The organism is Anaeromicropila populeti (assembly GCF_900112775.1).
Lineage (GTDB): Bacteria > Bacillota > Clostridia > Lachnospirales > Lachnospiraceae > Anaeromicropila_A > Anaeromicropila_A populeti.
This window is the reverse complement of the sequence record NZ_FOYZ01000003.1, coordinates 169042-194501: the sequence shown is the minus strand read 5'-3', so window position 1 is coordinate 194501 and position 25460 is coordinate 169042. Positions and strand designations below refer to the sequence as shown.

At 36.6% G+C, this 25460-nt stretch carries 16 protein-coding genes; all 16 read left to right on the top strand.

What is annotated here, in order from left to right; all coding sequences use genetic code 11:
- The first annotated feature begins 9 nt into the window (after positions 1-9).
- The 16 genes from BM305_RS05015 to BM305_RS04940 all read left to right on the top strand — a co-directional run bounded on the left by BM305_RS05015 (position 10) and on the right by BM305_RS04940 (position 25451).
- Positions 10-2292: an alpha-galactosidase gene (locus tag BM305_RS05015; RefSeq protein WP_092559609.1), complete on the top strand. Its 2283-nt coding sequence runs from the start codon at positions 10-12 to the stop codon at positions 2290-2292.
- A gap of 353 nt (positions 2293-2645) precedes the next feature.
- Positions 2646-3881: a hypothetical protein gene (locus tag BM305_RS05010; protein WP_092559608.1), complete on the top strand. Its 1236-nt coding sequence runs from the start codon at positions 2646-2648 to the stop codon at positions 3879-3881.
- Positions 3882-3897: 16 nt separating this feature from the next.
- Positions 3898-7089 (top strand): DUF5704 domain-containing protein, encoded by a 3192-nt coding sequence (locus tag BM305_RS05005; protein ID WP_177214557.1) that lies wholly within the window; start codon positions 3898-3900, stop codon positions 7087-7089.
- A gap of 96 nt (positions 7090-7185) precedes the next feature.
- Entirely contained in the window at positions 7186-8430 is a 1245-nt protein-coding gene (locus tag BM305_RS05000) for an exonuclease SbcCD subunit D (protein ID WP_092559606.1), read from the top strand.
- Positions 8393-11785: an SbcC/MukB-like Walker B domain-containing protein gene (locus BM305_RS04995; protein WP_177214556.1), complete on the top strand. Its 3393-nt coding sequence runs from the start codon at positions 8393-8395 to the stop codon at positions 11783-11785. Before BM305_RS05000 ends, BM305_RS04995 begins: the two co-directional genes overlap by 38 nt.
- An 83-nt stretch (positions 11786-11868) precedes the next feature.
- Positions 11869-12825, top strand: coding sequence for a GPR endopeptidase (gene gpr / locus BM305_RS04990; protein ID WP_242940458.1), 957 nt, complete (start codon positions 11869-11871; stop codon positions 12823-12825).
- Positions 12826-12882: 57 nt separating this feature from the next.
- Entirely contained in the window at positions 12883-14199 is a 1317-nt protein-coding gene (gene spoIIP, locus BM305_RS04985) for a stage II sporulation protein P (RefSeq protein ID WP_092559604.1), read from the top strand.
- A 67-nt stretch (positions 14200-14266) separates the two neighbouring features.
- On the top strand, positions 14267-16081 hold the full coding sequence (gene lepA, locus BM305_RS04980; RefSeq protein ID WP_092559603.1) for a translation elongation factor 4: 1815 nt from the start codon (positions 14267-14269) through the stop codon (positions 16079-16081).
- A gap of 73 nt (positions 16082-16154) precedes the next feature.
- The gene (gene hemW, locus BM305_RS04975) at positions 16155-17339 is read left to right on the top strand and encodes a radical SAM family heme chaperone HemW (RefSeq protein ID WP_092559602.1); all 1185 of its coding nucleotides are present in this window, start codon (positions 16155-16157) and stop codon (positions 17337-17339) included.
- A 166-nt stretch (positions 17340-17505) separates the two neighbouring features.
- Entirely contained in the window at positions 17506-18534 is a 1029-nt protein-coding gene (hrcA, locus tag BM305_RS04970) for a heat-inducible transcriptional repressor HrcA (RefSeq protein WP_092559601.1), read from the top strand.
- 34 nt (positions 18535-18568) lie between these two features.
- Positions 18569-19207 (top strand): nucleotide exchange factor GrpE, encoded by a 639-nt coding sequence (gene grpE, locus BM305_RS04965; protein WP_092559756.1) that lies wholly within the window; start codon positions 18569-18571, stop codon positions 19205-19207.
- 71 nt (positions 19208-19278) lie between these two features.
- Positions 19279-21141: a molecular chaperone DnaK gene (gene dnaK / locus BM305_RS04960; RefSeq protein WP_092559600.1), complete on the top strand. Its 1863-nt coding sequence runs from the start codon at positions 19279-19281 to the stop codon at positions 21139-21141.
- A 61-nt stretch (positions 21142-21202) separates the two neighbouring features.
- A complete protein-coding gene (dnaJ, locus tag BM305_RS04955; RefSeq protein WP_092559599.1) occupies positions 21203-22360 on the top strand; it encodes a molecular chaperone DnaJ in 1158 nt (385 codons plus the stop codon).
- A 128-nt stretch (positions 22361-22488) separates the two neighbouring features.
- Positions 22489-23439 (top strand): 50S ribosomal protein L11 methyltransferase, encoded by a 951-nt coding sequence (prmA, locus tag BM305_RS04950; protein WP_092559598.1) that lies wholly within the window; start codon positions 22489-22491, stop codon positions 23437-23439.
- 62 nt (positions 23440-23501) lie between these two features.
- On the top strand, positions 23502-24260 hold the full coding sequence (locus tag BM305_RS04945; protein WP_092559597.1) for a 16S rRNA (uracil(1498)-N(3))-methyltransferase: 759 nt from the start codon (positions 23502-23504) through the stop codon (positions 24258-24260).
- 27 nt (positions 24261-24287) lie between these two features.
- Positions 24288-25451 carry a cysteine desulfurase family protein gene (locus tag BM305_RS04940; protein WP_092559596.1) on the top strand — a complete coding sequence of 388 codons (1164 nt, stop codon included), beginning with the start codon at positions 24288-24290 and terminating at the stop codon, positions 25449-25451.
- Positions 25452-25460: the final 9 nt, after the last annotated feature.

Below are 25460 nucleotides of genomic sequence, written 5' to 3'. Positions count from 1 at the left end.
ACAGTAGCTTTGATTATATTTCAAAATAATGTATTTCATGCTTCTACAAAAAATACTTCGTATATTATAAGAGTTCGTGATGGCCAGTATATAGAGCAGCTTTATTACGGGAAGAAAATAAGACATACGTCAGATTATGAGGCTTTATACGAAAAAAATGGAACAGGATATGGAAATTCTATTGTAACTCCAACAGATTCCAGACTCACATTAGATAATATATGTCTGGAATATTCCTTTTCAGGAACAGGAGACTACAGGCATATACCTCTGACTCTTCAGATGCCAGATTCTTGTTTTTCCAATCAATTTGTTTATGACAGTTACAGAATCTATCAAGGCACTTATGAAGAAAATGATAAAACCAACATGCCCTTTGCAAAGAAAAGTCAGGATAAAGAACAGGAAGATGTGGAAACATTAGACATCGTGTTAAAGGATACTGTATATCCAGTGTATCTACACTTGATTTATACGTTCTTTTATGAGTGCGATGTGATTGTAAGGCTTGTTAAGATAGAGAATCACTGTGAAGATTCGATCAGAATAGAAAAAGTGATGAGTATGATGTTGGATTTGCCAGAACAGGAGTATTATCTCCATACTTTTGATGGGCTTTGGATTCGCGAACGGCATAAAAATAGGAAAAAGCTTGTTTCTGGAATTTATGTAAACGATTCTACCACAGGAAGCAGCTCTAACAGGCATAATCCGTTTATTATGCTGACAAAAGCAAATTGCACACAAGACACAGGAGATTGTTTTGGCTTCAATTTGATTTATTCTGGCAATCACTATGAAGCGGTTGAAGTATCCGAATACGGAAAAATACGAATTATGTCAGGATTAAATCCCCATCAGTTTGCCTGGACATTAGATGGAAATGATGTCTTTTATACCCCGCAGGCAGTATTGACTTATAGCGATAAAGGGCAAAATGGATTATCACATAATATGCATGTATTTGTAAATCAGCATATAATACCTTCTAATTGGCAGGGGAAGGAAAGACCAATCGTAATTAATAACTGGGAAGCGACTTATTTCGATTTTACTGGTGATAAGCTGCTGGAAATTGCAGAGGAAGCAAAAAGTCTTGGCATAGAAATGTTTGTGTTAGATGATGGCTGGTTCTCCAATCGGAACGACGACACTTCTTCCCTAGGTGACTGGACAGTGAATGAGAAGAAGATAGGTGGAACATTAGATGGATTTGTCAAGAAAATAAATAACCTTGGCATAAAATTTGGTTTGTGGTTTGAACCGGAAATGATTTGTGAAATCAGTGAGTTATATAGACAACATCCAGACTGGGCGGTAAAGGTACCTGGCAGAGAGGCATATTTGGGAAGAAACCAGCTTGTTTTGGATCTGACACGTCAGGAGGTATGTGAGTACATTGTGGATGCTGTTACCAGTATACTGAAAAGTGCACCAGTTGAATATGTGAAATGGGATATGAACAGACATATAACAGATGCTTATTCAGCAGGACTTTTGAAACGGCAGGGAGAATTTTATCATCGGTATATTTTAGGGCTGTATCAGATTATGAAGGAAATTACAGAAGAGTTTCCAGATGTTTTATTTGAAAGCTGTTCCTCAGGAGGAAACCGTTTTGACTTAGGTATGTTGTTTTACATGCCACAGATTTGGACTTCTGATAATACAGATGCCAATCAAAGAATTGATATTCAGGAAGGGACATCCTTTGGCTATCCTCTTTCTGCTATGGCAGCACATGTCAGTGCAGTTCCCAATCATCAGACACTTCGAAATATTTCTATTGAGACAAGGTTTCATGTGGCTTGTTTCGGAGTGCTTGGATATGAAATTGATATTACAAAATTAACAGAAATGGAAAAAATAGCAGTGGCGCAGCAGATTAGTTTTTATAAACAATACCGGAGGTTGTTTCAGTTCGGCACTTTCTCACGGCTGAAATCAGAGCAGAATCTGGTTGTCTGGCAGGTTACGTCAGGGGATCAAAAAGAGGCGGTTATACTTGTTTATCAAAGGCTGGCTGTATCCAATCCACCTGGGGATATCATAAAGGCAGTGAATCTTCTGCCGGATGAAATCTATACTGTGAAATCCAGAAAACAATATATAATAAAGGGAAAAGAAGAAGTAGCAGGTATGAGTGAAGAGGAAGAATATCAGGTATTTGGAGATATGCTTATGCATGCAGGAATAAAGTTAGTCCAGCAGTTCTCAGGAACAGAGCTATTGGAGCAGACGCGGCTTATGGGGGATTTTGGAACCAGGGTATATGAAATAAAGAAGAAATAATTTAATAAATATTTAGATTGAAAGGGGCTTTTGCAAAATAGATGAATAATCTATGGAGCAAGAGCCTCTATTTTGTCTTTAGCAAAAGGAGTAAGATTTTATTAAAGTGGAGATTTTCAGCAGAAAAGCAGAGTGTCAGATAATAGCAAAAAAAATAGATTTTCTGTGATGAGAAAATACATAAAATAGGGAAAATAAATTGAACTAAAAGAAAAAATATGGTATGATAATAAAAAATTCCTAATAATATCTAGAAAGTAAACAGCTTGTATAGAATTCTATAATATATGTCACATCTATTTTTCTATGTTTTAATCACAAAAAGCGTATCAACAAGGAGTAAGGAGGATTTTATGAACGGAAAGTATAGAGGAGTTTTAACTGGTGTACTTCTAATTCTGCTAGGAGCAGGTCTGTTTTATAATTGTAAAATATCTAGTGCAGCCAATACAGTAACTGAAAAATATGGAATATTGCGAATCGTCAATCTGCTTGCTTTAACAGAGGAAGAAGGAGAAAAGGAGAGGATAGAAGCTGCTGTTACAGCTGGGCTTTTACTGGACGAAGAGAAGGCTGATATGGGGAAGAAGCTTACGAAGGAAAGACTTGCCGTACTGGTAAACAGGATGGATGAATCTTTATATGGGCAGGAGTACGATCACGCCTTGTATGAGCAGGTAAAATTAAAGAATAGAATTTCTGATTTAAGTTCTATTGCTAAAAACCGAAGGGAAGACGTTATTAAAGTATTTTGTAAGGGGATTATGATTGGACAGTCTAATGGAACATGCAGTCAGAGCAGAAGGTTTTCGGGAGGTAGTTATTTAACAAAGTCCGAGATTGGGACAATCTTGAAGAGGGTTACAGAGAAAAGCCAGAGAAAAAACCTTAGTCCGGATGGACAGCTGATTCGCACTACACATCTTCCGAAAAATTATAAAAGTTATGAATACATATTGGCAAGCTTTCCTAACCGATTTTATGAAGGAAAATTTGAGTACCAGAAAACAAAATACTATAAGAAACCAGTTGAACTGGAGGATTATGCCAGTCCAGCCCATGTGAAGCAGATGGTATTTGCTTATAATCAGACAAGTATGGAAGAAGTGATGAAACGGCATTTGGATGAATGGTGTGACAAAGTGGAAGAGAATATGAAGCTTCGCTTTAATGTGGATTACAGGACACTTGACAAGGAATGGATTAATAAATTAAGAAGTACCTATTATATATTTAATAAAGATGAAGTATCCAATAAGATAATGACAACTCAGATTAAAGAATACGTTTCCAGGATGAAAAAGAATAAGGTGGTTATTAAAACACAGCGGGTAAGCGTGGAACCATCCACATTATATAACATGGAAAATAATTATGTAAGAGTTTATGTTAAGTTTATGCTTGTAGCTGCAAAAGACAGAACTGCCACCAAAGATACTGTGTTCTGTGATGATTACATTGGGAATCCAATGGTAATAGGAAAATGGGCAGAACAATATTTTGATATTGCAATTGGTTCCTATAATGGAAACAGCTTAGGTGAAGACTATGCAGTTATTGACAATAAATTAATTGATACAGCATTTTAGGAGGAGTTATTTGCAGATGAATAAAAAATGGATACTGATACTGGTTGTAGCTTGTATTGTCTTTTGGAAAAGCCCTGAAAGCTTTGCGGAAAATACTGGCGTTACAACAGTGGAAGGTGGAATTAAGTTTATTACAGTTGATACAAAGGCAGTGTCTTCTATTCGGTGGAAAACAGTTGGTTTTACAGTGACAAGAGAACCTTGTCTAAGCGGAGAAGCAAGCAATGGCGGATATCCGCAAAAGCTGAAGTGTGCTACGATTTATTTAAAAGAGGAGTGGAAAAAGGAAAGAGAAACGGAAAGTACGGTATATGTTACCTTTACTATTCCAAAGGAAGCTGTGAATGCAGCATTTATCCAAGCCGGCTTTGATGAGATTCAAAATAACGATATTATATATCTCCATGGTATCTTTCAGGTGATGCATAATGGAATAGCCTATGGAAGTAAAATTTATGATCTGCCCTCTATTATGAGAGCTGAAAATTGGAAAAATCCCAATGATTTCAGAGACAGATTTGATATTAAGGTAAGGTATGAGGCGGCATTGGAGCCTGTAGAACTTCAGTATAAAACAGCATCTGGAGCAATTATAAAAACAGAGCTTTATGACAAAGCCAGATGGGTAAAGCCAGGCACTATGCTTGCTGTAACATTTCGTAAAGAAATGGTATATCGTAATACAACATATGAGTTATATAAAAGCTATATCCAGTATTATATAAGCGGCAGGGCAATAGAAGGAACTGGACGCAGCTTACTGAACGGAGAGTCAGAGGCCAGTATACAAAACAGAACGATTCGGCAGAGGCCAGGAGGTGTCCGGTTTGTAGCTATTATGAGAGAAACGCCGTCGAAAGAAACAATTACGGAAACGGAACAGATTAGAAATCTAGAATCTCCTGATATAAGTGCAGTCATTGGTGCAGAAGAAAGAGGTAAAGAGTTTTTTGATGTTACAGAAGGAATTCCAGTAAAAGAAAATTTATATGTAAATGTTATGTCCCAGTCTTATTTACTGTCTTATCATTTTAAGAAAATCTATGGAACAAAATCTTTTTATGTTACGATTCAAAAAACCTATCATTTAAAATGGAATGACAGCAATTCTACAGAGGAACAAGAAATTGTTCAAAAAAAGGAAGAGAAGACAATTACGAAAAAAATCAAGGTGGAAAGAACCTATTCTTACTGGGTGATTGAATCCTTACAGTATTACAAAATTAAAAATGCTGTAGTCCGTAATAAAGTATTTCCTAATCAATCGATTGTGTTGGTTCCTAAGAATTATTCTATTCCACAACTAGTATATCAAGCAGATTCTGACGAGAATAATCATATGAAAATCCCAGTCTATCAAGATACTGTTATCATTCCATCAGAAAGTCTTACTGGTAGTAATCAACGGCCAGAAATTCCATCAGAAAACTTTTCTACTTATGCCCAGCAGCAGGTTCCCCAAATACTTGTAGCAAATGATTTCTTAACTATGGGGCAGCAGATTGTAATGGATAAGCATTGGAGAGAAAAAGAAACAAATCCGCCAAAAGAAATTATAGGGCAGGCTGCAATAACAGGTGAAAACGTTCTTTTTCAAGATGATTTAAGTATTGCCCAGCATATTTTAAATCAGGAGTATGCTGCGTCAGGAAACATAACATATGAAACGGTTAGTACAACAGAAAATCATAATGAACTGGTCTATGAAATAGAGGGAATTAATCCAGTTGTTGTACATACACCAGTTATCTGTGATGCCATGGTATCCAATGGGGTGCCATATAATCAGATGCTTAATCCAGATAAAACCAGAGCATCCCTCGTGTTAGACAAGACATTTTCATTGTATTTGCCAACGGAAGGTGAGCATTTGTACCAGACAGGATATGGATATAGGGATTATGAACGGTATACAAAATGCAGGCAGGTTCAGTTTCCCTTTGATGTATATATAGGCAGCCAGTATTATTGCAAATATACGTGGATTACACTAGAAGACGATTGGACAGAGTTTTACCTTCCCATATGGGTCAAGGAAGGCTGCTATGAGATACAGTGCAGGAGTATTGCGGTAAACATTCCCACTGTACAGAATGAAACACTTCTAGAAGAAAATCTTGCGAATCTTAATCCTGCCCATTACATTGCTTCGGATTCTGTATGCGTTGAAATATCGGGCAGGCTATATGGACTTTCTATTTATGATATATCAGACTATCCAACGTGGCAGGCTGTATTCCGTCAGACTGATTCATTAAAACCAACAGGTTTCACCTATTGGGCAGGCATTAATAATCAGGACGGTAAAAGAATGGATAGAAGTAGTAGGAATACGATTCCTCTTGTAAAAGGAAGTCATCCATATGATTCTACAGAAGGAATATTAAAGACGGGGTATTCTATCCGATATTATTTAACTACAATCGGTAATATGTATGAGGAGAGTGACAGTATAGTAATAAAACCAGAGTTCTATTATATTGATAAAACAGGAGAAAACAGGACAGAAGTGGATGTTTATTATTCTGAAACAATTGGAGAGGAAAAAGAAATACTAGTTCGCATTGGCAGTAAAAGGGATGCAGAAAATGTGAAGAATAGGGCATTAGGAAGTCCTTTTCTTGCAGTAAGCAAGGAAGAACTTAAGGTGAAATGCAAGGTGACTGGTGAAACGATAGACAGTATCCGTAATAAGAAATATCCGATGTTTTGTTTCCAGTCTGTTCAGTTAAATGAGAATTTTAGAACTTATATTGGAGATACCTATATTCCTATCCAAAAAAATTATTCCAGCATGAATGAGCTTCCTATAAATGTTTCGTGGAAAACGGTTACAAGGTCTATGCAAAAATGGTATGGAGAATATTATCTGCCTAGTAAAATTTATGTAGTACCAAAGGCATTTCCTTTGAAAGCATATTATGAGAATAATGGAGCTTTTGATTTTAAGGAAGATTTCTGGTTAAAGAAAGGATATTTAGTTGTGAATTTTTCCATCAAAACAATACAAGACGGAAAGGAACACTTAAGCTATGTAAATAAAAAGAACCAACAGAATGGATATTGCAATATGTGGGAAATGGAAGGGTTTTCTCGGGAAAAAACAGATAACGAATATACAACATTTTCTTTTCGAGATGGGGACAGCATTCTGTATGACTGGAATCGTTCAGCAGCATCAGATTATAAAGTGGGGGGAACGCATTAGTGAAATAACGGGGGCTCGCTATTTCCATATAAAACGTTACATGTTATACTAATAAAAGTATAAGGAAAAGGCTGGTATATAAAGGAGGACAGTATTGTGAGAATTTTGCATACAAGTGATTGGCATTTAGGAAAATATCTAGATGGAAACAGCAGGCTTTGGGAACAAGAAAGGTTTCTAGAGGATTTTGTTAAACTAGTAGAAGAAAAGAAAGTGGATTTAGTGATTATTGCAGGAGATATTTATGATACAGCCAATCCACCTGCAAAGGCAGAACAATTGTTCTATGATACGTTAAAAAAATTATCTAGAGATGGGGAACGTGTAACTTTGGTAATAGCGGGTAATCACGATAGCCCAGAACGTCTGGTTGCAGCAGGACCATTAGCAAGAGAACATGGAATTATTATGTTGGGAACTCCTAAGGCAATTGCCCAGACAGGGACATACGGCAAACATAAAATAACTGAATCAGGAGAAGGTTATTTTAAACTTCAAATTGGTGAGGAACAGGCAGTGATTGTAACAATTCCTTTTCCAAGTGAAAAAAGGCTGGAAGAAATGATTTATACTGAAATGTCTGAGGAAGAGGAGAAATTAAAATCATATGGAGAACGTCTGAAACAGCTAATGGATTCACTGGCAGTTCATTATCAGGAGGACACGATTAATTTACTAACAGCACATTTATTTGTTGCATGGATAGAAGAAAGTGGTTCTGAGAGGAGTATTTCGCTAGGTGGAAGTTATATTGTAGATAGTAAATGTTTTCCCAAGCAGGCACAGTATATTGCTCTTGGACATATTCACAGACCACAGATTGTACCTGGGACAGAAAAAAGAGCACGTTATGCTGGGGCTCCCCTTCATTATCATAAAGGAGAAGCAGCCTTTCAAAAAAAAGTATTTTTAGTTGAGGTACAAGCAGGCGAGCCGTGTCAAGTGGAGGAAATTCCATTAAATACCTATAAGCCAATTGAAATCTGGAAGTGTAATGCTTTTGAGGAAGCAGTGAGAAAGTGTATGGAAAACAGTAATCGACAATGCTGGGTGTATTTGGAAATAAAAACAGAGACATTTATTACGGAACAGGAAATAAAGCAGTTAAAGAGCATCAAAGATGATATTCTTGAAATTATTCCTATCTTTCCAAGGCTGGAGACAGCCAGTGAGGAAGCATTGAATTTTGCCGAAAAGCCGTTTGAAGAGGTTTTTCGGGAGTTTTTTATCAGGGAAAAAGGAGGCGAGCCAGAACCAGAGCTAGTAGAATTATTATTAAAAATAGTATCGGAGGAGGATGAGGATGAGGCCGCTTGTATTAAAAATAAAGGGAATAAATAGTTTTATAGAGGAACAAATAGTTGATTTTGTTAAGCTGTCGGAGCAAGGTCTATTTGGTATATTTGGTCCTACTGGAAGTGGTAAAACTACTATATTAGATGCCATGATGCTTGCTTTGTATGGACAGCCAGCAGTAAAAAGTTCTAATTTTATTAATGTCAATCTAAAGTCAGCAAATGTTTCCTTTCTCTTTCAAGTAACTGAGAGGAAAACAAAAAGATATCTGGTGGAACGAGAGTTTAAATTCTCAGAAAAGACAAATAGTGTTCGTTCTGGTAAGGGGAGAATTTTTGAGGATCAAGGCGAAGAGCTGGTTATACTGGCAGACACGATAACAGAAGTAAATAAAAAAGTGATTGAAATTATTGGACTTAGACAGGAAGATTTTCAAAGAACAGTAGTGTTGCCACAGGGGCGTTTTAGTGAATTTTTAAAGCTGGAGGGAAAGGAACGACGTGAAATGTTGGAACGTCTTTTTCATCTAGAAAAATACGGAGATTGTCTTGCCAACAGGCTTTCCATTCATAAAAAGCTACTTCAATCAGAAATGGAAGGTTATCGAGGCGAATTACAGGCATATAGCGGTATTTCAAATAGCTTGCTGGAGGAAAAGAAAAAAGATAAGAATAACTGTGAAATGGAACTGAATAGTACAGCAGATTTCCTGGAGGCAATCACAAAGCAGCATAAAGAAGCAGAAGAAATCTGGAAACTACAAGAGGAAGAAAAAGAATATCATGGCCGTCTTATAAAGCTAGAAGAACGGTCTGATGATATGAAGGGGATTGAAAAAAAGATTGTAATACATGAAGGGACTAAAAGAGTAAAACCTTATCTAGAAGCTTTTGAGCAAAATGTTTTGCAGACTAATCAGGCATTACAGGAGCAGACAAAGCAAATGGCTATTTTGCAGGAGTGCAAATTGGAAAAGGAAAGAGTAGACGAAAGTTTTCAGCTTTGGCATACACTTCAGCAAGAAAAACTGCCTAAACTTTATTTAAAGCAGAAAGATTGTAAAGATGCCGTCATTTTATTTGAAGAGTTAAGGGAAAAGAAAAAACAGCTTGTAGAATACAGTTGTCGTTTGGATGTTCTGAAAGATCAGAAAGCAGAATGCATGAAAAAAAAGGAACTGATAGAAAAAAAAGCACTGTCAACAGCAGAAGAAATAAGTGTTCAGGAAAAATTACTGATGGAAAAAACGGTGGATCCTGTTTTAAGAGAGCAAATTCTAGCAGGAGCCTCATATGAAGAAAAAAAATCAGAATATGAGAAGGATAAAGAACACTTAGAAAAAAGATTTTTAGAAGAGAAACGGGTATATAATCAAATTCTTCCGGAATATCTAAAGCTAAAGAATTTTTTTAATTTAGAAGAGGAAGACTACGAGAAAGAGCAAGAGAAACTAGCTTTCTTACAAAAAGACTTGTATAAAAGAAAGGAAGCAAGGGACAAGTATAATGCAGCTAGCGATAAGGCAGCCAAGAACTCTCAATTAGTAATGGAATTAAGTGAAAAGCGGAATGAATTATTAGACAGAGAAAAAATGTTTAGAAATCAAGATCTCGAATTTGAGGTTAAAATAAAAAAAGAGGAACAAGAAAATCTTGCACAAATTATAAGACAGCAATTGGAAGAGGGAGTTCCTTGCCCAGTTTGTGGGAGTATACATCATGTAAAGCATTATATAGAGCAGGATGACACGAAACACATTGCTATACTAAAAAAGGAAAAAGAAAAAATAGAATTACAAATTGACCAGGTGACCAAAGCACTATCGGATCTTTTATCTAGAACAGCCATCTATGAAGAACAAATCCAGGAGGATAAAAAAATTATAAAAGAACTGGGTGCAGAGCTAGGAGAAGATACGAAAGAAGTCATTCAAGAAAAATTAGAAAAGCTAGATCGATATAAGGAACTTAGAAATAAGATTTTTGAAAAAACCAAGAGTTTAAGGCAGGCAGAAGAAGATTACAAATTAAAAATCAGGCTTTATAATGAAGCGAAAGAACAGTTAATCATATTACAGGATAAGATTCATATAAAAGATTTTTTAAAGGAAAGCTCCTTGCTGATAGAAAAGGATAAAGAAGCAAAGAAGTTATCAGTAAGACTTAAGAAGTTAAGGGATGAGCAAAGCACTTTATTGAAGCAGATGCAGGAAATTTCCATTGAAACGAATAAATGTGAGCAGGAATTGGTGAGCATGCAAGAGGGAATACGACTCTTGACAGATCATGTAAATGAAAAACGAATGCATTATGAGAGAAAATTGGAACAGATTCAATGGAATCAAGAGGACAAGGCAGAAACCAATATTCATGGCTGTCTAGAAGAAGTGGAATTGGAAATTAAAAGGATCGAAAGGAATAGTAAAGAATTTGAACAACAGAAAAAAAATATAGAAGAAACCTACAGCAGGTGCCAGCAGACGCTGAGGACAATAGAATCTAGGTATCAGCTGTTACAGACCCAGCAAAGAAACTTAGAAAAGGACTTTGTTATTGTTATGGAGGAGCAGGGATTTCATAGTCAGGATGAAGTAAAAGCAGGGAATTTGGAAGAAAATGTATACAAAGACTACATGAAACAGCTCAGTCAGTACAAGGAGGAGATAGTGAGTATTCAAAGTCTGCTGACTCATGTCCGGGAAAAATTAGGGGAACGAAGGATAGAAAAAGCAGAGTGGGAACAGTTAGAAGAAAAGAAGTTGTTTATTGAGAAAGACCAGGAGGAAAAGAAGAAGCTTTTTCATACACTGGAGCATGAAATAAATGAAATGGAAGAAAAATTATTATTGATTCGGGAGGTTTTGAAAAAGCAGGAGAAGGCGGCACATATACAGTCATTAATTGAGGAACTTGAAAAGCTTTTTAAAGGGAAAAAATTTGTTGAGTTTGTAGCAATTTCAAGACTAAAATATATTTCAATCGATGCAGCCAAAAGACTTCAGGAGATAACAAATGGAAACTATGGAATTGAAGTAGACGAAACAGGTAGATTTATGATACGCGATTTTAAAAACGGCGGTGTAACCCGGGATGCCTCTACCTTATCTGGAGGAGAAACTTTTTTAGTATCATTAGCATTGGCATTGGCGCTGTCCCAGCAAATTCAATTGAAGGGAACCGCGCCTCTCGAATTGTTCTTTTTAGATGAAGGTTTCGGTACATTAGATGATAACCTGCTGGATGTTGTAATGAGTTCCATTGAAAAAATTCATCATGAAAGACTGAAGGTAGGGCTTATCAGCCATGTGGAATCTGTAAAAACCCGTATTCCAGTTAAGCTGCTTGTGAAGCCATCGGTTGCTGGCAAAGCAGGTACACACGTAGAAATCGAAAAGAGTTAATGATTTAGGTTCATATTAATTCATTTTTGGGGCAAAATATCCAGTAGCAAAATAAGAATCAGGAGAAAGAGGAAGTGACAAAAATGAATTGGAAACAAAGTAAGAACAGTGAATCTGAAACATCTATGAAGGGGGGAAGAACAGATTTAGCACTGGAAGTACGTGAAAGCTTTACCGAAGATAATGTTGAGATAAAGGGAGTAATCTTAAAAAAAGAAGAGAATGAGCAGAAGGACATTCGGGTAACTACAGTAGAAATTACGGATAAACAGGGTGAAAAGGTGATGGGGAAACCAATAGGGACGTATATTACTATAGAAGCTCCTCATTTAAATGAGAAGGATGAAAATTTTTATAAACCACTTTCTGAAGAAATAGCAAAATATGTAGAAAGACTAGCAGGAGGCTTGAAAAATAAGCAGGTACTTGTTGTGGGTTTAGGAAATCGTGAAGTGACACCAGATGCTTTGGGACCAGATGTAGTAGATAATTTATTTGTAACAAGACATTTAATTAATGAATATGGGAAAGAGTTTAAGGAAAAGCATAACATGGAATCTATGAGTGCAATTTCCCCAGGAGTTATGGCACAAACTGGAATGGAAACAGGTGAAATTATTGCGGGAGTCATACATGAAACAAAGCCTGATTTAGTAATCGTAATTGATGCATTGGCAGCCAGAAGTGTAGAAAGGTTAAACAGGACAGTACAGATTACCGATACAGGAATTAGCCCTGGAGCAGGAGTGGGAAACAACCGAAAGGAGCTGAATCGTAAAAACTTAGGTGTGGATGTGATTGCATTAGGAGTTCCAACAGTTGTAGATGCTGCGACAATTGTATCGGAACATCTGGAACGTCTGCTAAGCAGACAGGGTTTTAGCGAAAAAGAGGTGGAGTGTTTTATTCAGGAAATGAATGATCCATCTATGAGAAACATGTTTGTGACACCAAAAAATATAGATGAATCTATTAAGCAGATTAGCTATACAATTTCAGAAGCTCTTAATCAATGCTTCTTTAAGGGAATCGGGGCATAAATGTGCAATAAAATGAATACAATGGAATAATAGAAGGTAGATGGCAGGTGGTGTAACATGGAACTGGTTCAAATTACAAAAAGAAAAAAAGCAAGTAAGAGAATAAGCTTTTTCCTTAGTATTAGTTTTATGTTTATTGCCGCCTGCTGCATATCTTTTAATGCAAAGAGTAAATTAGAAAAATCAGACTCACTATTCAGCCGGTTAATGAATAATTTGATATCCAGTGTCAGTATACAAGCTGTAAGAGCCTGTTATCCTATTGCAGCATACAAACAGCTTCCTGAAATGGATCAGAATGCAGGACGCAGTTGGATTGCAGCAGCATTTTTAGAACAATTTCCAATTAACCAGTATAAGATAGAATTTGCTTATGCAAATATTATTTCAGATACTGACCAGGCAGTATTTTATGAACCAGATGATGAGGACGAGGATAACCTGATTATAGTAGATAATGATTTGGCAAGCCATGTCCAGGAGGAAAATGGAAGCCTTGGAACCATAGGCGTATTAAACGGAGATTCTTATTATGAGGAGATAGCTGCCAATGAAGTGGAGAGTACAATTGAATTAACAAATAAATTGGAGCAGAATAAAAAATTAATTCAGACATTGAAACAAGATTTAACAACAGAGTTTTTGACAAAGAATTTTTATATTGTAGATGGAAAAACAACAATTGATAATAAAATCTTTAATGCGAAACAGTTGCTGGAAAAAAATTTTAAGATGGAAAAGGATACTGACAATCCACAGATTTTAATTTACCATACACATGGAGGTTCAGAAGCATTCACAGACAGCCATGAAGGAAAGATTGAAGAAACGGTTGTAGGAGTAGGGACTGAACTGGCGAATGTTTTGGCAAATACCTATGGTTACAATGTGATTCATGATAAAACCCAATATGATATTATCGATGGCAGTATTGACCGGAATAAAAGCTATACTGTGGCTCTGTCCGCACTAAAGAAAACACTGGCCAGGTATCCCAGTATTGAGGTAGTGATAGATATACATAGAGACTCCAGCTTAAATAAAGGAAAAACCATTACTACAGTAGATGGAAAACCTACAGCACAAATTATGTTCTTTAATGGGCTTAGCAGAAATCAAAAGGGAGATATTGAATATTTAAAAAATCCTAATTTACAAGCCAATCTTGCATTTAGTCTTCAATTAAAAATAAAGGCAATGGAACAATATCCAAATCTGACAAAGCCAATTTATTTAAAAAATTACCGATATAATCTGCATTTACGAGAAAAGTCACTGTTAATTGAATTGGGGACGGATGCCAATACTCTACAGGAAGCTAAAAATGCAATGACTCCTTTAGCAGAGGTTTTAAACCAAGTATTGAATGAATAAGTTTCCTATGCTATAATTACAGACAATGAAAATGGGTTTTGCATGTATTGCATAGAAAGAGGTACAAATGGCAGGCATTGAACAAAGTAAAATAAGAAATTTTTGCATTATTGCACATATTGACCATGGAAAATCAACATTGGCGGATCGAATTATTGAGAAAACGGGATTATTGACGCAAAGAGAAATGCAGGAGCAGGTACTGGATAATATGGAGTTAGAAAGAGAACGAGGTATTACCATTAAAGCACAAACCGTACGTATTGTTTATAAAGCAAAAGACGGAGAAGAATATGTGTTCAATTTAATTGATACTCCAGGACATGTGGATTTTAATTATGAAGTATCTAGAAGTCTTGCGGCCTGTGAAGGGGCTATACTGATTGTAGATGCAGCCCAGGGGATTGAGGCACAGACACTGGCAAACTGTTACCTTGCATTGGATCATGATTTGGAAATAATGCCAGTCATTAACAAAATTGACTTGCCAAGTGCTGAACCAGACAGGGTAAAGGCAGAGATTGAAGATATTATTGGACTAGACGCATCAGACGCGCCACTGATTTCTGCCAAGCAGGGATTAAATATTGAGGAAGTACTAGAGCAGATTGTAACCCGAATACCAGCACCATCTGGAAGAAAAGATGCTTCTTTAAAAGCACTTATTTTTGATTCCATTTATGATTCTTATAAGGGTGTTATTGTATTTACTCGTATATTCGACGGAGTAATTAAAAAAGGAACCAGAATGAAAATGATAGCTACCAATGCAGAGGCGGAAGTAGTTGAAGTAGGAACTTTTGGAGCAGGTCAGTTTATCCCTTGTGAAGAATTGACAGCAGGTATGGTTGGTTATGTAACAGCGAGTCTTAAAAATGTGAAAGATACAAGAGTAGGTGACACGATTACAGATGCTGAAAATCCTTGTGGGGAAGCACTTCCAGGATACAAGAAGGTAAATCCTATGGTATATTGTGGAATGTATCCAGCAGATGGGTCAAAATATGGAGATTTAAGAGATGCTCTAGAAAAGCTTCAATTAAATGATGCATCACTTCAGTTTGAGGCAGAAACAAGCGTAGCTTTGGGATTTGGATTTCGGTGCGGGTTTTTAGGACTGCTGCATTTGGAAATCATTCAAGAAAGGCTTGAAAGAGAATATAATCTGGATATTGTCACAACAGCACCTGGTGTTGTTTATAAGGTATATAGGACAGATGGACAAGTTTTAGAAATTACGAATCCATCCAATCTTCCTTCACCAACAGAAATAGAATATATGGAGGAACCAGTTGTCAGCGCCGAAATTATGGTTACAACAGAGTTTGTCGGTTCTATTATGTCCCTTTGCCAAGAACGCAGGGGTATCTATCTTGGAATGGAATATATGGAGGAGACAAGAGCCTTACTGAGGTACGAGCTTCCATTGAATGAAATTATTTATGATTTCTTTGATGCGTTAAAGTCCAGGTCAAGAGGTTACGCATCATTTGACTATGAGTTAAAAGGATATGAAAAATCTGAACTTGTGAAGTTGGATATTCTTATAAATAAAGAAGAAGTTGATGCACTTTCATTTATTGTTCATGCAGAAACCTCATATGAAAGAGGAAGAAAAATGTGTGAAAAGCTTAAGAAAGAAATTCCGAGACAGCTTTTTGAAATTCCTATTCAGGCGGCAGTAGGAAGCAAGGTTATTGCTAGAGAAACAGTTAAGGCAATGCGAAAAGATGTATTGGCAAAATGTTATGGTGGAGATATTACTCGTAAGAAAAAGCTTCTAGAAAAACAAAAAGAAGGAAAGAAGAGAATGCGCCAGGTTGGTAATGTAGAGATACCACAAAAAGCATTTATGAGTGTATTAAAGCTTGATGACGAATAAAGAGCAGGAAATGGGACGCTGTATTTTATAGCGTTCTATTTCTTTATCATAATAGAACAGGGGCAAAAGTTATATGGAAAGCAGAAGTGAGAAAAGGGAGTTATCTATATATATTCACATACCCTTTTGTGTGAAGAAATGTAATTACTGCGACTTTTTATCCTTTGCGGCTTCAGACAGCCAGCAGGAACGGTACGTGAATATGCTGCAAAAGCAAATTATTTCTCAAGGCCAAGTCATGAGTCAGTATAAAATAAGGAGTATTTTTATTGGAGGAGGAACGCCTTCCATTCTAAAAGCAGATCAAGTGGACCGGATTATGGAAGCTGTTAATAAGGCATGCCAGTATAGAGACTCGTTTCAGCAAAATGAGCCTGAGGTTACAATTGAAGCGAATCCAGGTACATTAACAAAGGAAAAACTGAGAGTTTATAAGGAGTTGGGGATTAACCGGCTAAGTATGGGATTACAGTCTGCCAGCGATCAGGAACTTCAAATATTAGGCAGAATCCATAATTACAAAACGTTTCGAGAAAATTACGATATGGCAAGAGAACTGGGTTTTCAGAATATTAATGTTGACTTGATGTCAGCATTGCCAAGTCAGACGATGTCAAGCTATCAGAATACAATTGAGGAGGTTGTAAGGTTAAACCCAGAGCACATATCAGCGTATAGTCTGATAATTGAGGAAGGAACAGAATTCTATAAAAAATATGCCATACATGGAGAAAGCAAAGAACTTCCTTCTGAGGAAGAAGAACGTGACATGTACAAAATGACAAAAAAGATGCTGGAGAGTGCAGGATACAAGCAATATGAAATTTCCAATTATGCAAAGAAAGGGCATGAAAGCAGACATAATCTTTCTTATTGGACAGGTATTGAATATCTGGGATTTGGGTTAGGAGCCTCTTCCTTATTAAATCATGTGAGATATTATAATGAACGGAATGCCGAGATTTATATGGAAAAGATCGAGAAGAACCAGAAGGTCATGCATATAGAAGAAAATCTATCAGAAGCAGATGAAATGGCAGAATTTATGATTCTAGGTCTGAGACTTACCAACGGAGTGAATGGAGATGAATTTACAAAACGCTTTCAGCTTGGGATTTTTGAAAAATACGGAACAATCATTAAAAAATATCAATTGTTAGATTTAATAAAAGTAAGAGGAAATCGGATTTACCTGACTGAAAATGGAATTTCTGTCAGCAATCAGATTCTGATCGAATTCCTGCCAGAGAATGATTGATTAAAATTCGTACAAAGAAAAAGAAAAATTATCCTTGACAAAATATTTATATAGTGGTATTTTATCTATAAAGATGTTAGCACTCTTCTTGGCTGAGTGCTAACAAATAAATAAAAACTGAAGGGCATGGAGTATAACAGTATTATTTCGAAAGGGTGAAGCATAAGTGGAGATTGATGATAGAAAAAGGAAAATATTAAAGGCTATCATTCGAACATATTTAGAAACAGGTGAACCAGTAGGTTCAAGAACTATTTCAAAATATACGGATCTTAACTTAAGTTCAGCAACTATTCGTAATGAGATGTCTGATTTGGAAGACTTGGGCTTTATTGTTCAACCCCATACTTCAGCAGGAAGAATTCCATCTGATCAAGGGTATCGCTTCTATGTAGATCAATTAATGAACGATAAGGTTCGGGAAATTGAGGATATGAAAGAAATCTTAATTCAAAAAACCGATAAGCTTGAGACCATGCTTCAACAGGTGGCAAAAATGTTGGCGCTGAATACGAATTATGCAACAATGGTGAGCAGACCAAAGTTTAAGCACAAAAAGCTGAAGTTTATACAATTGACAGAGGTAGATGAAACACAGTTGCTTGCCGTTATTGTGATAGAAGGTAATATTGTAAAAAATAAAATTTTGAATCTTTCAGAACCTGTAGATAAGGAAACAGTATTAAAGCTAAATATTATTTTTAATACATTTTTGCAAGGTCTGGATGTGACAGAAATTAATCTGAATATAATACAGAAAATGAAAGAACAGGCTGGTCAGCAGGGCAATTTACTAAGTATTTTGCTGGATGCAATTGCAGATGCTATCAATGAAGAAGATGATTTGGAGATTTATACAAGTGGAGCTACAAACATTTTGAAATATCCAGAGCTTAGTGACAAGGAAAAGGCAACTGAGTTATTGTATACTTTTGAAGAAAAAAAGCAATTAACTGAATTAATTGCAGATAAAATGGATCAAGAAGAGCAGAGAGGAATTCAGGTCTATATAGGAGATGAAACTCCAGTGGAATCCATGAAGGACTGTTCTGTTGTGACTGCCACCTATGAAATAGAGGAAGGTGTGTATGGAAAAGTTGGTATTGTTGGTCCAAAGAGAATGGATTATGAGAGAGTTGTAAGTACACTGCAAAATTTGATGACTCAGCTGGATGAGATTTTTAAAAAGAAATAGTTGAAGTGAAATGAATGAGAAAGGTGGAAAAAAGGTGAGAGATAAGGATAAGGAACAGAAAGCTGGAAAGACATCTAAGGCAGAGAAGCAGGAAGAAAAAGAGGTTTGTGAAAAAAAAGAAGCTGAAGTTGAAGCAGAAGATGTGGCAGAACAGGCAGAACAATCCGCTGAGGCAGATGAGAAAAGCGAGGCTGAAGAAGATGTGAAGCTAAAAAATAATAAAAAAGATAAAAAGGATAAAAACGAGGCTAAAATAGAAGAATTAACAGATAAGCTGATGAGAACAATGGCAGAATTTGATAATTTCCGCCGACGTTCTGAAAAAGAAAAATCTCAGATGTTTGAAATCGGTGCAAAGGACATTATAGAAAAAATACTTCCCGTACTGGATAATTTTGAAAGAGGTTTAAGTACAATTAGGGAAGAAGAAAAAGGAACTGCTTTTGCACAGGGGATTGAGCAGATTTATAAACAGTTTGTAACAGTATTAGAGGATGCTGGTGTTAAGGCGATTGAAGCTGTAGGAAAGGAATTTAATCCAGATTTACACAACGCAGTTATGCATGCAGAGGATGAAAACTTAGGAGAGAATATTATTTCAGACGAATTCCAAAAAGGATATACCTACAGAGATACAGTTGTGAGACACAGCATGGTAAAAGTAGTTAACTGATATAATTTTAAATAATTGTTAAAATAGAATGATGTAATGAGTTTTTTAATAAAATATAGGAGGAAACGATTATGGGTAAAATAATAGGTATTGATTTAGGAACAACAAATTCATGCGTTGCAGTTATGGAAGGTGGTAAACCAGTAGTTATCGCAAATGCAGAAGGTGCGCGTACTACTCCTTCCGTTGTAGCATTTAGTAAAACAGGCGAGAGATTAGTTGGTGAGCCAGCAAAGCGTCAGGCAGTTACAAATGCAGATAAGACTATTTCCTCTATTAAGAGACACATGGGTAGTGATTATAAGGTAACAATTGATGATAAAAAATATTCTCCACAAGAAATTTCAGCTATGACGTTACAAAAATTAAAAGCTGATGCAGAAGCTTATTTAGGTGAGAAGGTAACAGAAGCAGTTATTACAGTTCCAGCATATTTTAATGATGCACAGAGACAGGCAACAAAGGATGCAGGAAAGATAGCTGGTCTTGATGTAAAACGTATTATCAATGAGCCAACAGCAGCAGCACTGGCATATGGTCTTGACAATGAGCATGAACAAAAAATCATGGTATATGACCTTGGTGGTGGTACATTCGATGTATCTATTATTGAAATTGGTGATGGCGTTATTGAAGTTTTAGCTACATCTGGGGATAACAAACTTGGTGGAGACGATTTCGATGAAAGAATTACCCGTTATATGATTGATGAATTTAAAAAACAAGAAGGTGTAGATTTATCAACAGATAAAATGGCTCTTCAGAGATTAAAGGAAGCAGCAGAGAAAGCGAAAAAGGAATTATCTTCTGCTACCACTACTAATATTAATCTTCCATTTATTACAGCAACGGCTGAAGGTCCAAAGCATTTTGATATGAACCTGACAAGAGCAAAATTTGATGAGTTAACACATGATTTAGTTGAGAGGACAGTTGTACCAGTTCAAAATGCATTACGTGATGCTGGTATTACAGCAGCAGAGTTAGGCCAGGTATTATTAGTAGGTGGTTCTACTCGTATTCCAGCTGTTCAGGAAAAAGTAAAAGGCATGACTAATAAAGAACCTTCTAAGAGCTTAAATCCAGATGAGTGTGTTGCATTAGGAGCATCCATTCAAGGTGGTAAATTAGCTGGAGATGCTGGTGCAGGTGATATTCTTCTTCTGGATGTTACGCCGCTTTCTTTATCAATTGAAACAATGGGTGGTGTAGCTACTACGCTGATTCCTAGAAATACTACAATTCCTACTAAGAAGAGTCAGGTATTCTCTACAGCAGCTGATAACCAGACAGCAGTAGATGTGCATGTAGTGCAGGGTGAAAGACAGTTTGCGAGAGATAATAAAACATTAGGACAATTTAGATTAGATGGAATTCCACCAGCAAGAAGAGGTGTTCCACAGATTGAAGTTACATTTGATATTGATGCAAACGGTATCGTTAATGTATCTGCAAAAGACCTGGGTACAGGAAAGGAACAGCATATTACCATTACTTCTGGTTCCAATATGTCAGATTCAGATATTGAAAAGGCAGTCAAGGAAGCAGCTGAATTTGAAGCACAAGATAAGAAACGTAAAGAAGCTGTTGATGCTCGTAATGATGCAGATGCAATGGTATTCCAGACTGAAAAAGCATTGCAGGAAGTTGGAGATAAAATAGACCCAAGTGAGAGAGCTTCTGTAGAATCTGACTTAGCTGAATTAAAGTCCTTACTTGAAAAATCTGATCCTGAATCTATGTCAGACAGTGAAGTGGACGCACTGAAAGCTGCAAAGGATAAGGTTATGAATGGAATTCAGACTTTATCACAAAAAATGTATGAACAACAAGCTCAGCAGGCACAAGGTGCAGGTCCTGATATGGGTGGAAATCCAAATGATGGAAATGCAGGATACGACGATGTTGTAGACGGTGAATATAAAGAAGTATAGTTATTTATCATAAATAGGCGGTCTGACCAGACGGCCTATTTATATATGGAAGGTGGAAGAAATGGCGGATAAGAGAGATTACTATGAAGTTTTAGGTGTGACCAAGGGTGCATCTGATGACGAGCTAAAAAAGGCATATCGAGTGCTTGCAAAAAAATATCATCCAGATATGCATCCAGGAGATACAGAAGCAGAAGAAAGATTTAAGGAAGCATCAGAGGCATATGCAGTTTTAAGCGATCCAGATAAACGCAGGAAGTATGATCAGTTTGGCCATGCTGCGTTTGATGGGGCTGGTGGAGCTGGTGGAGCCGGTGGCTTTGACTTTAATGATTTTGATATGGGAGATATATTTGGAGATATATTTGGAGATTTATTTGGCGGCGGCAGAGCCAGAAGAGCAAATAACGGACCAATGAAAGGTCAAAACATCAGAACTTCAGTTCGTATTACTTTTGAAGAAGCTTGCTTTGGAGTAGAAAAAGAGATAGAGTTAACATTAAAAGACCAGTGTAATACCTGCCATGGAACAGGAGCAAAGCCTGGTACAACACCAGTGACCTGTTCAAAGTGTGGTGGAAAGGGTCAGGTTATTTTTACCCAGCAGTCCTTATTTGGTATGGTGCGTAATGTTCAGACCTGTCCAGATTGTCATGGAACTGGTAAAATAGTAAAAGAAAAATGTTCAGACTGCTATGGAACGGGTTATGTCAGCAGTAAAAAGAAAATTCAAGTATCCATTCCTGCTGGAATCGACAATGGACAGAGTGTGAGAATACGTGATAAAGGTGAGCCAGGAATAAATGGAGGTCCAAGAGGTGATTTACTAGTAGAAGTAATTGTTACAAGACATCCAGTATTTCAACGTCAGGATTATGATATTTATTCTACAGCACCGATTTCCTTTGCCGAGGCAGCGCTGGGCGCAGATGTGAAAATCAGTACCATTGATGGTGAGGTGATTTATTCTGTAAAACCAGGTACCCAGACAGATACCAAGGTTCGTCTAAGGAGCAAAGGTGTTCCAACCTTACGGAATAAACAGGTCAGAGGAGATCATTATGTAACGTTGGTAGTACAGGTTCCAACAAAATTAACTAGTGAGCAAAAGCAGCTTTTGCAGCAGTTTGAAGAATCTCTTACAGGAAAGGTGATGGAACACACTAATTCTGAGGGAGAAACAGAACATAAAACGAAAAAGAAGTTCTTTAAAAAATAGAGAGTTTTGATACAACAATAAGATAAAGTAATATCTTAGTAGGGTGTTGCAGTAGTAATATAGGTTTGTTGCAGCACCCTATGTTTTAGCGTAAAGAAAATGATTCGTTAAGCAGGCAGGAGGCTAATATGAAGTGGAGAAGAGTATCCCTAAAAACAACTACAGAGGCAGTTGATTTTATTAGTAATTTATTTGACGAACTTGGATTTGAAGGAATTCAGATTGAGGATCATATTCCTCTTACCGAAGAAGAAAAAATGAAAATGTATATTGATATTTTACCGGAAATGGAAGAGGATGATGGGACTTGTGTTATCAGCTCCTATGTGGAAATGGATTTGGATGTAGAACAATTAAAACAATCCATTGAGGAAGGACTTGATGAGCTGGCTCTATTTGTGGAACTGGGAGAACGAAAGCTTGAGTTTGAAGTAACAGATGATGAAGATTGGATCAATAATTGGAAAGCATTTTTTAAACCCTTTCGCGTTGCAGACTCCATTTTAATAAAACCGACTTGGGAAGAGATTCCCGATGGTGAAGAAGCAGATATTGTTGTAGAAATCGATCCAGGAACTGCATTTGGGACAGGTTCTCATGAGACAACCAAACTATGTATCGAAGGTCTGAAGAAATACGTGGATTCTGATACAAAGGTACTAGATGTGGGCTGTGGAAGTGGTATTTTATCCATAATAGCAGTAAAGCTGGGAGCCAAATCTGCCTGTGGAACGGATATTGATCCAATTGCGGTACAGGTGGCAAGAGAAAATGTACAGGTAAATCAGTTAGACCAGCAGCAGATTGTAATAAAAGAAGGTAACTTATTAACAGATTCACAATTTTGTGAGAGTATTGGATATGAAAAGTATGATATTGTGGCAGCAAATATTTTAGCAGATGTCATTATACCATTATCTGAAATTGCAGGTAAGTTTTTGAAACCAGGGGGAGTGTTTATATCATCGGGAATCATTAATATGAAAAAAGAAGAAGTAAAACGGGCACTTTTAAAAAATGGATTTGAAATAGTTGAGACAAATGAACAGGGAGACTGGGTTTCTTTTGTTGCAAAATGAGCATTTGACATTTGCATAAAGGAATGATACTATAAGCATATTCGAGTGAAAGGCATGATACGATGCATTGGTTTTATATAGAAAAAAGTCAGATTAATGGAGAGTATATTAGTATTACAGGTTCTGATGTGAATCATATTAAAAATGTCCTTCGCATGTCAAAGGGAGAGAGAGTAGTTATCTGCGATGGTGAGGGAAAAGATTACTATTGTACCTTGCAGGATTTCTCAGCTTCTGAAATTGTGGCAAAAATTGAGGATATTAATGATACAGAATCGGAATTACAGGGAAAAATCTATTTATTTCAGGGAATCCCCAAAAAGGACAAGATGGAATTGATTATTCAAAAGGCAGTTGAACTTGGTGCTTATGAGGTAATTCCTGTTTCCATGAAACGTTGTGTAGCTAAAATTGAGGATAGAAAAAAAGAAGAGAAAAAGATAGAGCGTTGGCAGTCTATTGCCACATCTGCGGCAAAACAGTCTGGAAGAGGTATCATACCAAAAGTAAGAAACGTTATGAGATTTTCAGAAGCAGTTGCATTTGCAAAAGGACTGGATATTAATATAGTTCCTTATGAACAGGCTGACAATATGAGCGAAACGAAGCAGATGATTCAAAAAGCAGCTTCACAGAAATCTATTGGTGTTTTTATCGGCCCAGAGGGGGGCTTTGATGAGTCTGAAATCTCAGCTGTGATAGAAGCTGGTTTTTGTCCAGTTACACTTGGAAGACGGATTTTGCGTACAGAAACGGCAGGCTTAACGATTCTTTCTGTATTAATGTTTGAACTGGAAAAAGAACGGGATAGTATTGTGTAAGGTGTAAAACAAAGGAGTTTTAACAAAATGGAAGTTTATTTAGATAATGCAGCAACAACAAAACCTTTTGAAGCGGTACGAAAGCGTATGTGGGAGACTCTTGAGGAAAATTACGGGAATCCATCTTCCATGCACAAAAAGGGAGTGGAAGCAGAAAAATATGTGAGAGAGGCAAGAGAAACCATTGCCGCTGCACTGAAGGCAGAACAAAAGGAAATCATATTTACATCAGGAGGAACAGAATCTAATAATATGGCACTTATTGGAGCTGCCTATGCTAACCAAAGAGCTGGAAAGCATATTATCACTACTAAAATAGAACACCCGTCTGTGCATAACCCGCTATTTTTTTTAGAAGAACAAGGATTTCAGGTAACTTATTTGAACGTAGATAAAAATGGAAGAGTTATTTTGGAAGAACTAGCAGAATCAATTCGCAAGGAAACGATACTTGTTTCGGTTATGTATGTAAACAATGAAGTGGGAGCATGTGAAAAAATTGATGAGATTTCTAAAATCATAAAAGAAAAGAATGAAAATACAGTATTTCATGTAGATGCCATTCAGGGGTTTGGAAAATACAAAATTTATCCCAAAAGACTTGGAATTGATTTGCTGTCAGTCAGTGCCCATAAGATACATGGACCCAAAGGAGCAGGCTTTCTTTATGTTCAAAATAAGGTGAAGATAAAACCTATTTTGTTTGGTGGAGAACAGCAGAGGGGACTACGTTCAGGAACCGAAAATGTTCCAGGGATTGCAGGGCTTTCAAAGGCAGTAGAAGAAATATATAAGAATTACGATGAAAAAAGAACCCATTTGTACAAGCTGAAAAAGTATTTTATAGATAGAATTGGAGAAATGGGAGGCGTAATGGTTAATGGAATAGAGAATATTCCGATTGAAGAAACAGCGCCGCATATTGTTAGTGTCAGCTTTGAAGATGTTCGTAGTGAAGTACTTTTACATGCTTTAGAAGAAAAGGGAATTTATGTTTCAAGTGGTTCTGCTTGTGCATCTAATCATCCCCAACTTAGCGGAACATTAAAGGCCATGGGGATTCCTAAAAAATATTTAGATTCCACCCTGCGTTTTAGTTTTTCTGTTTCAACGACAATCGAAGAAATTGATTATACAATCGAAGAATTGAAAAAAATCGTTCCTGTGTTAAAACGCTTTACACGTCATTAAAGAAAAAGA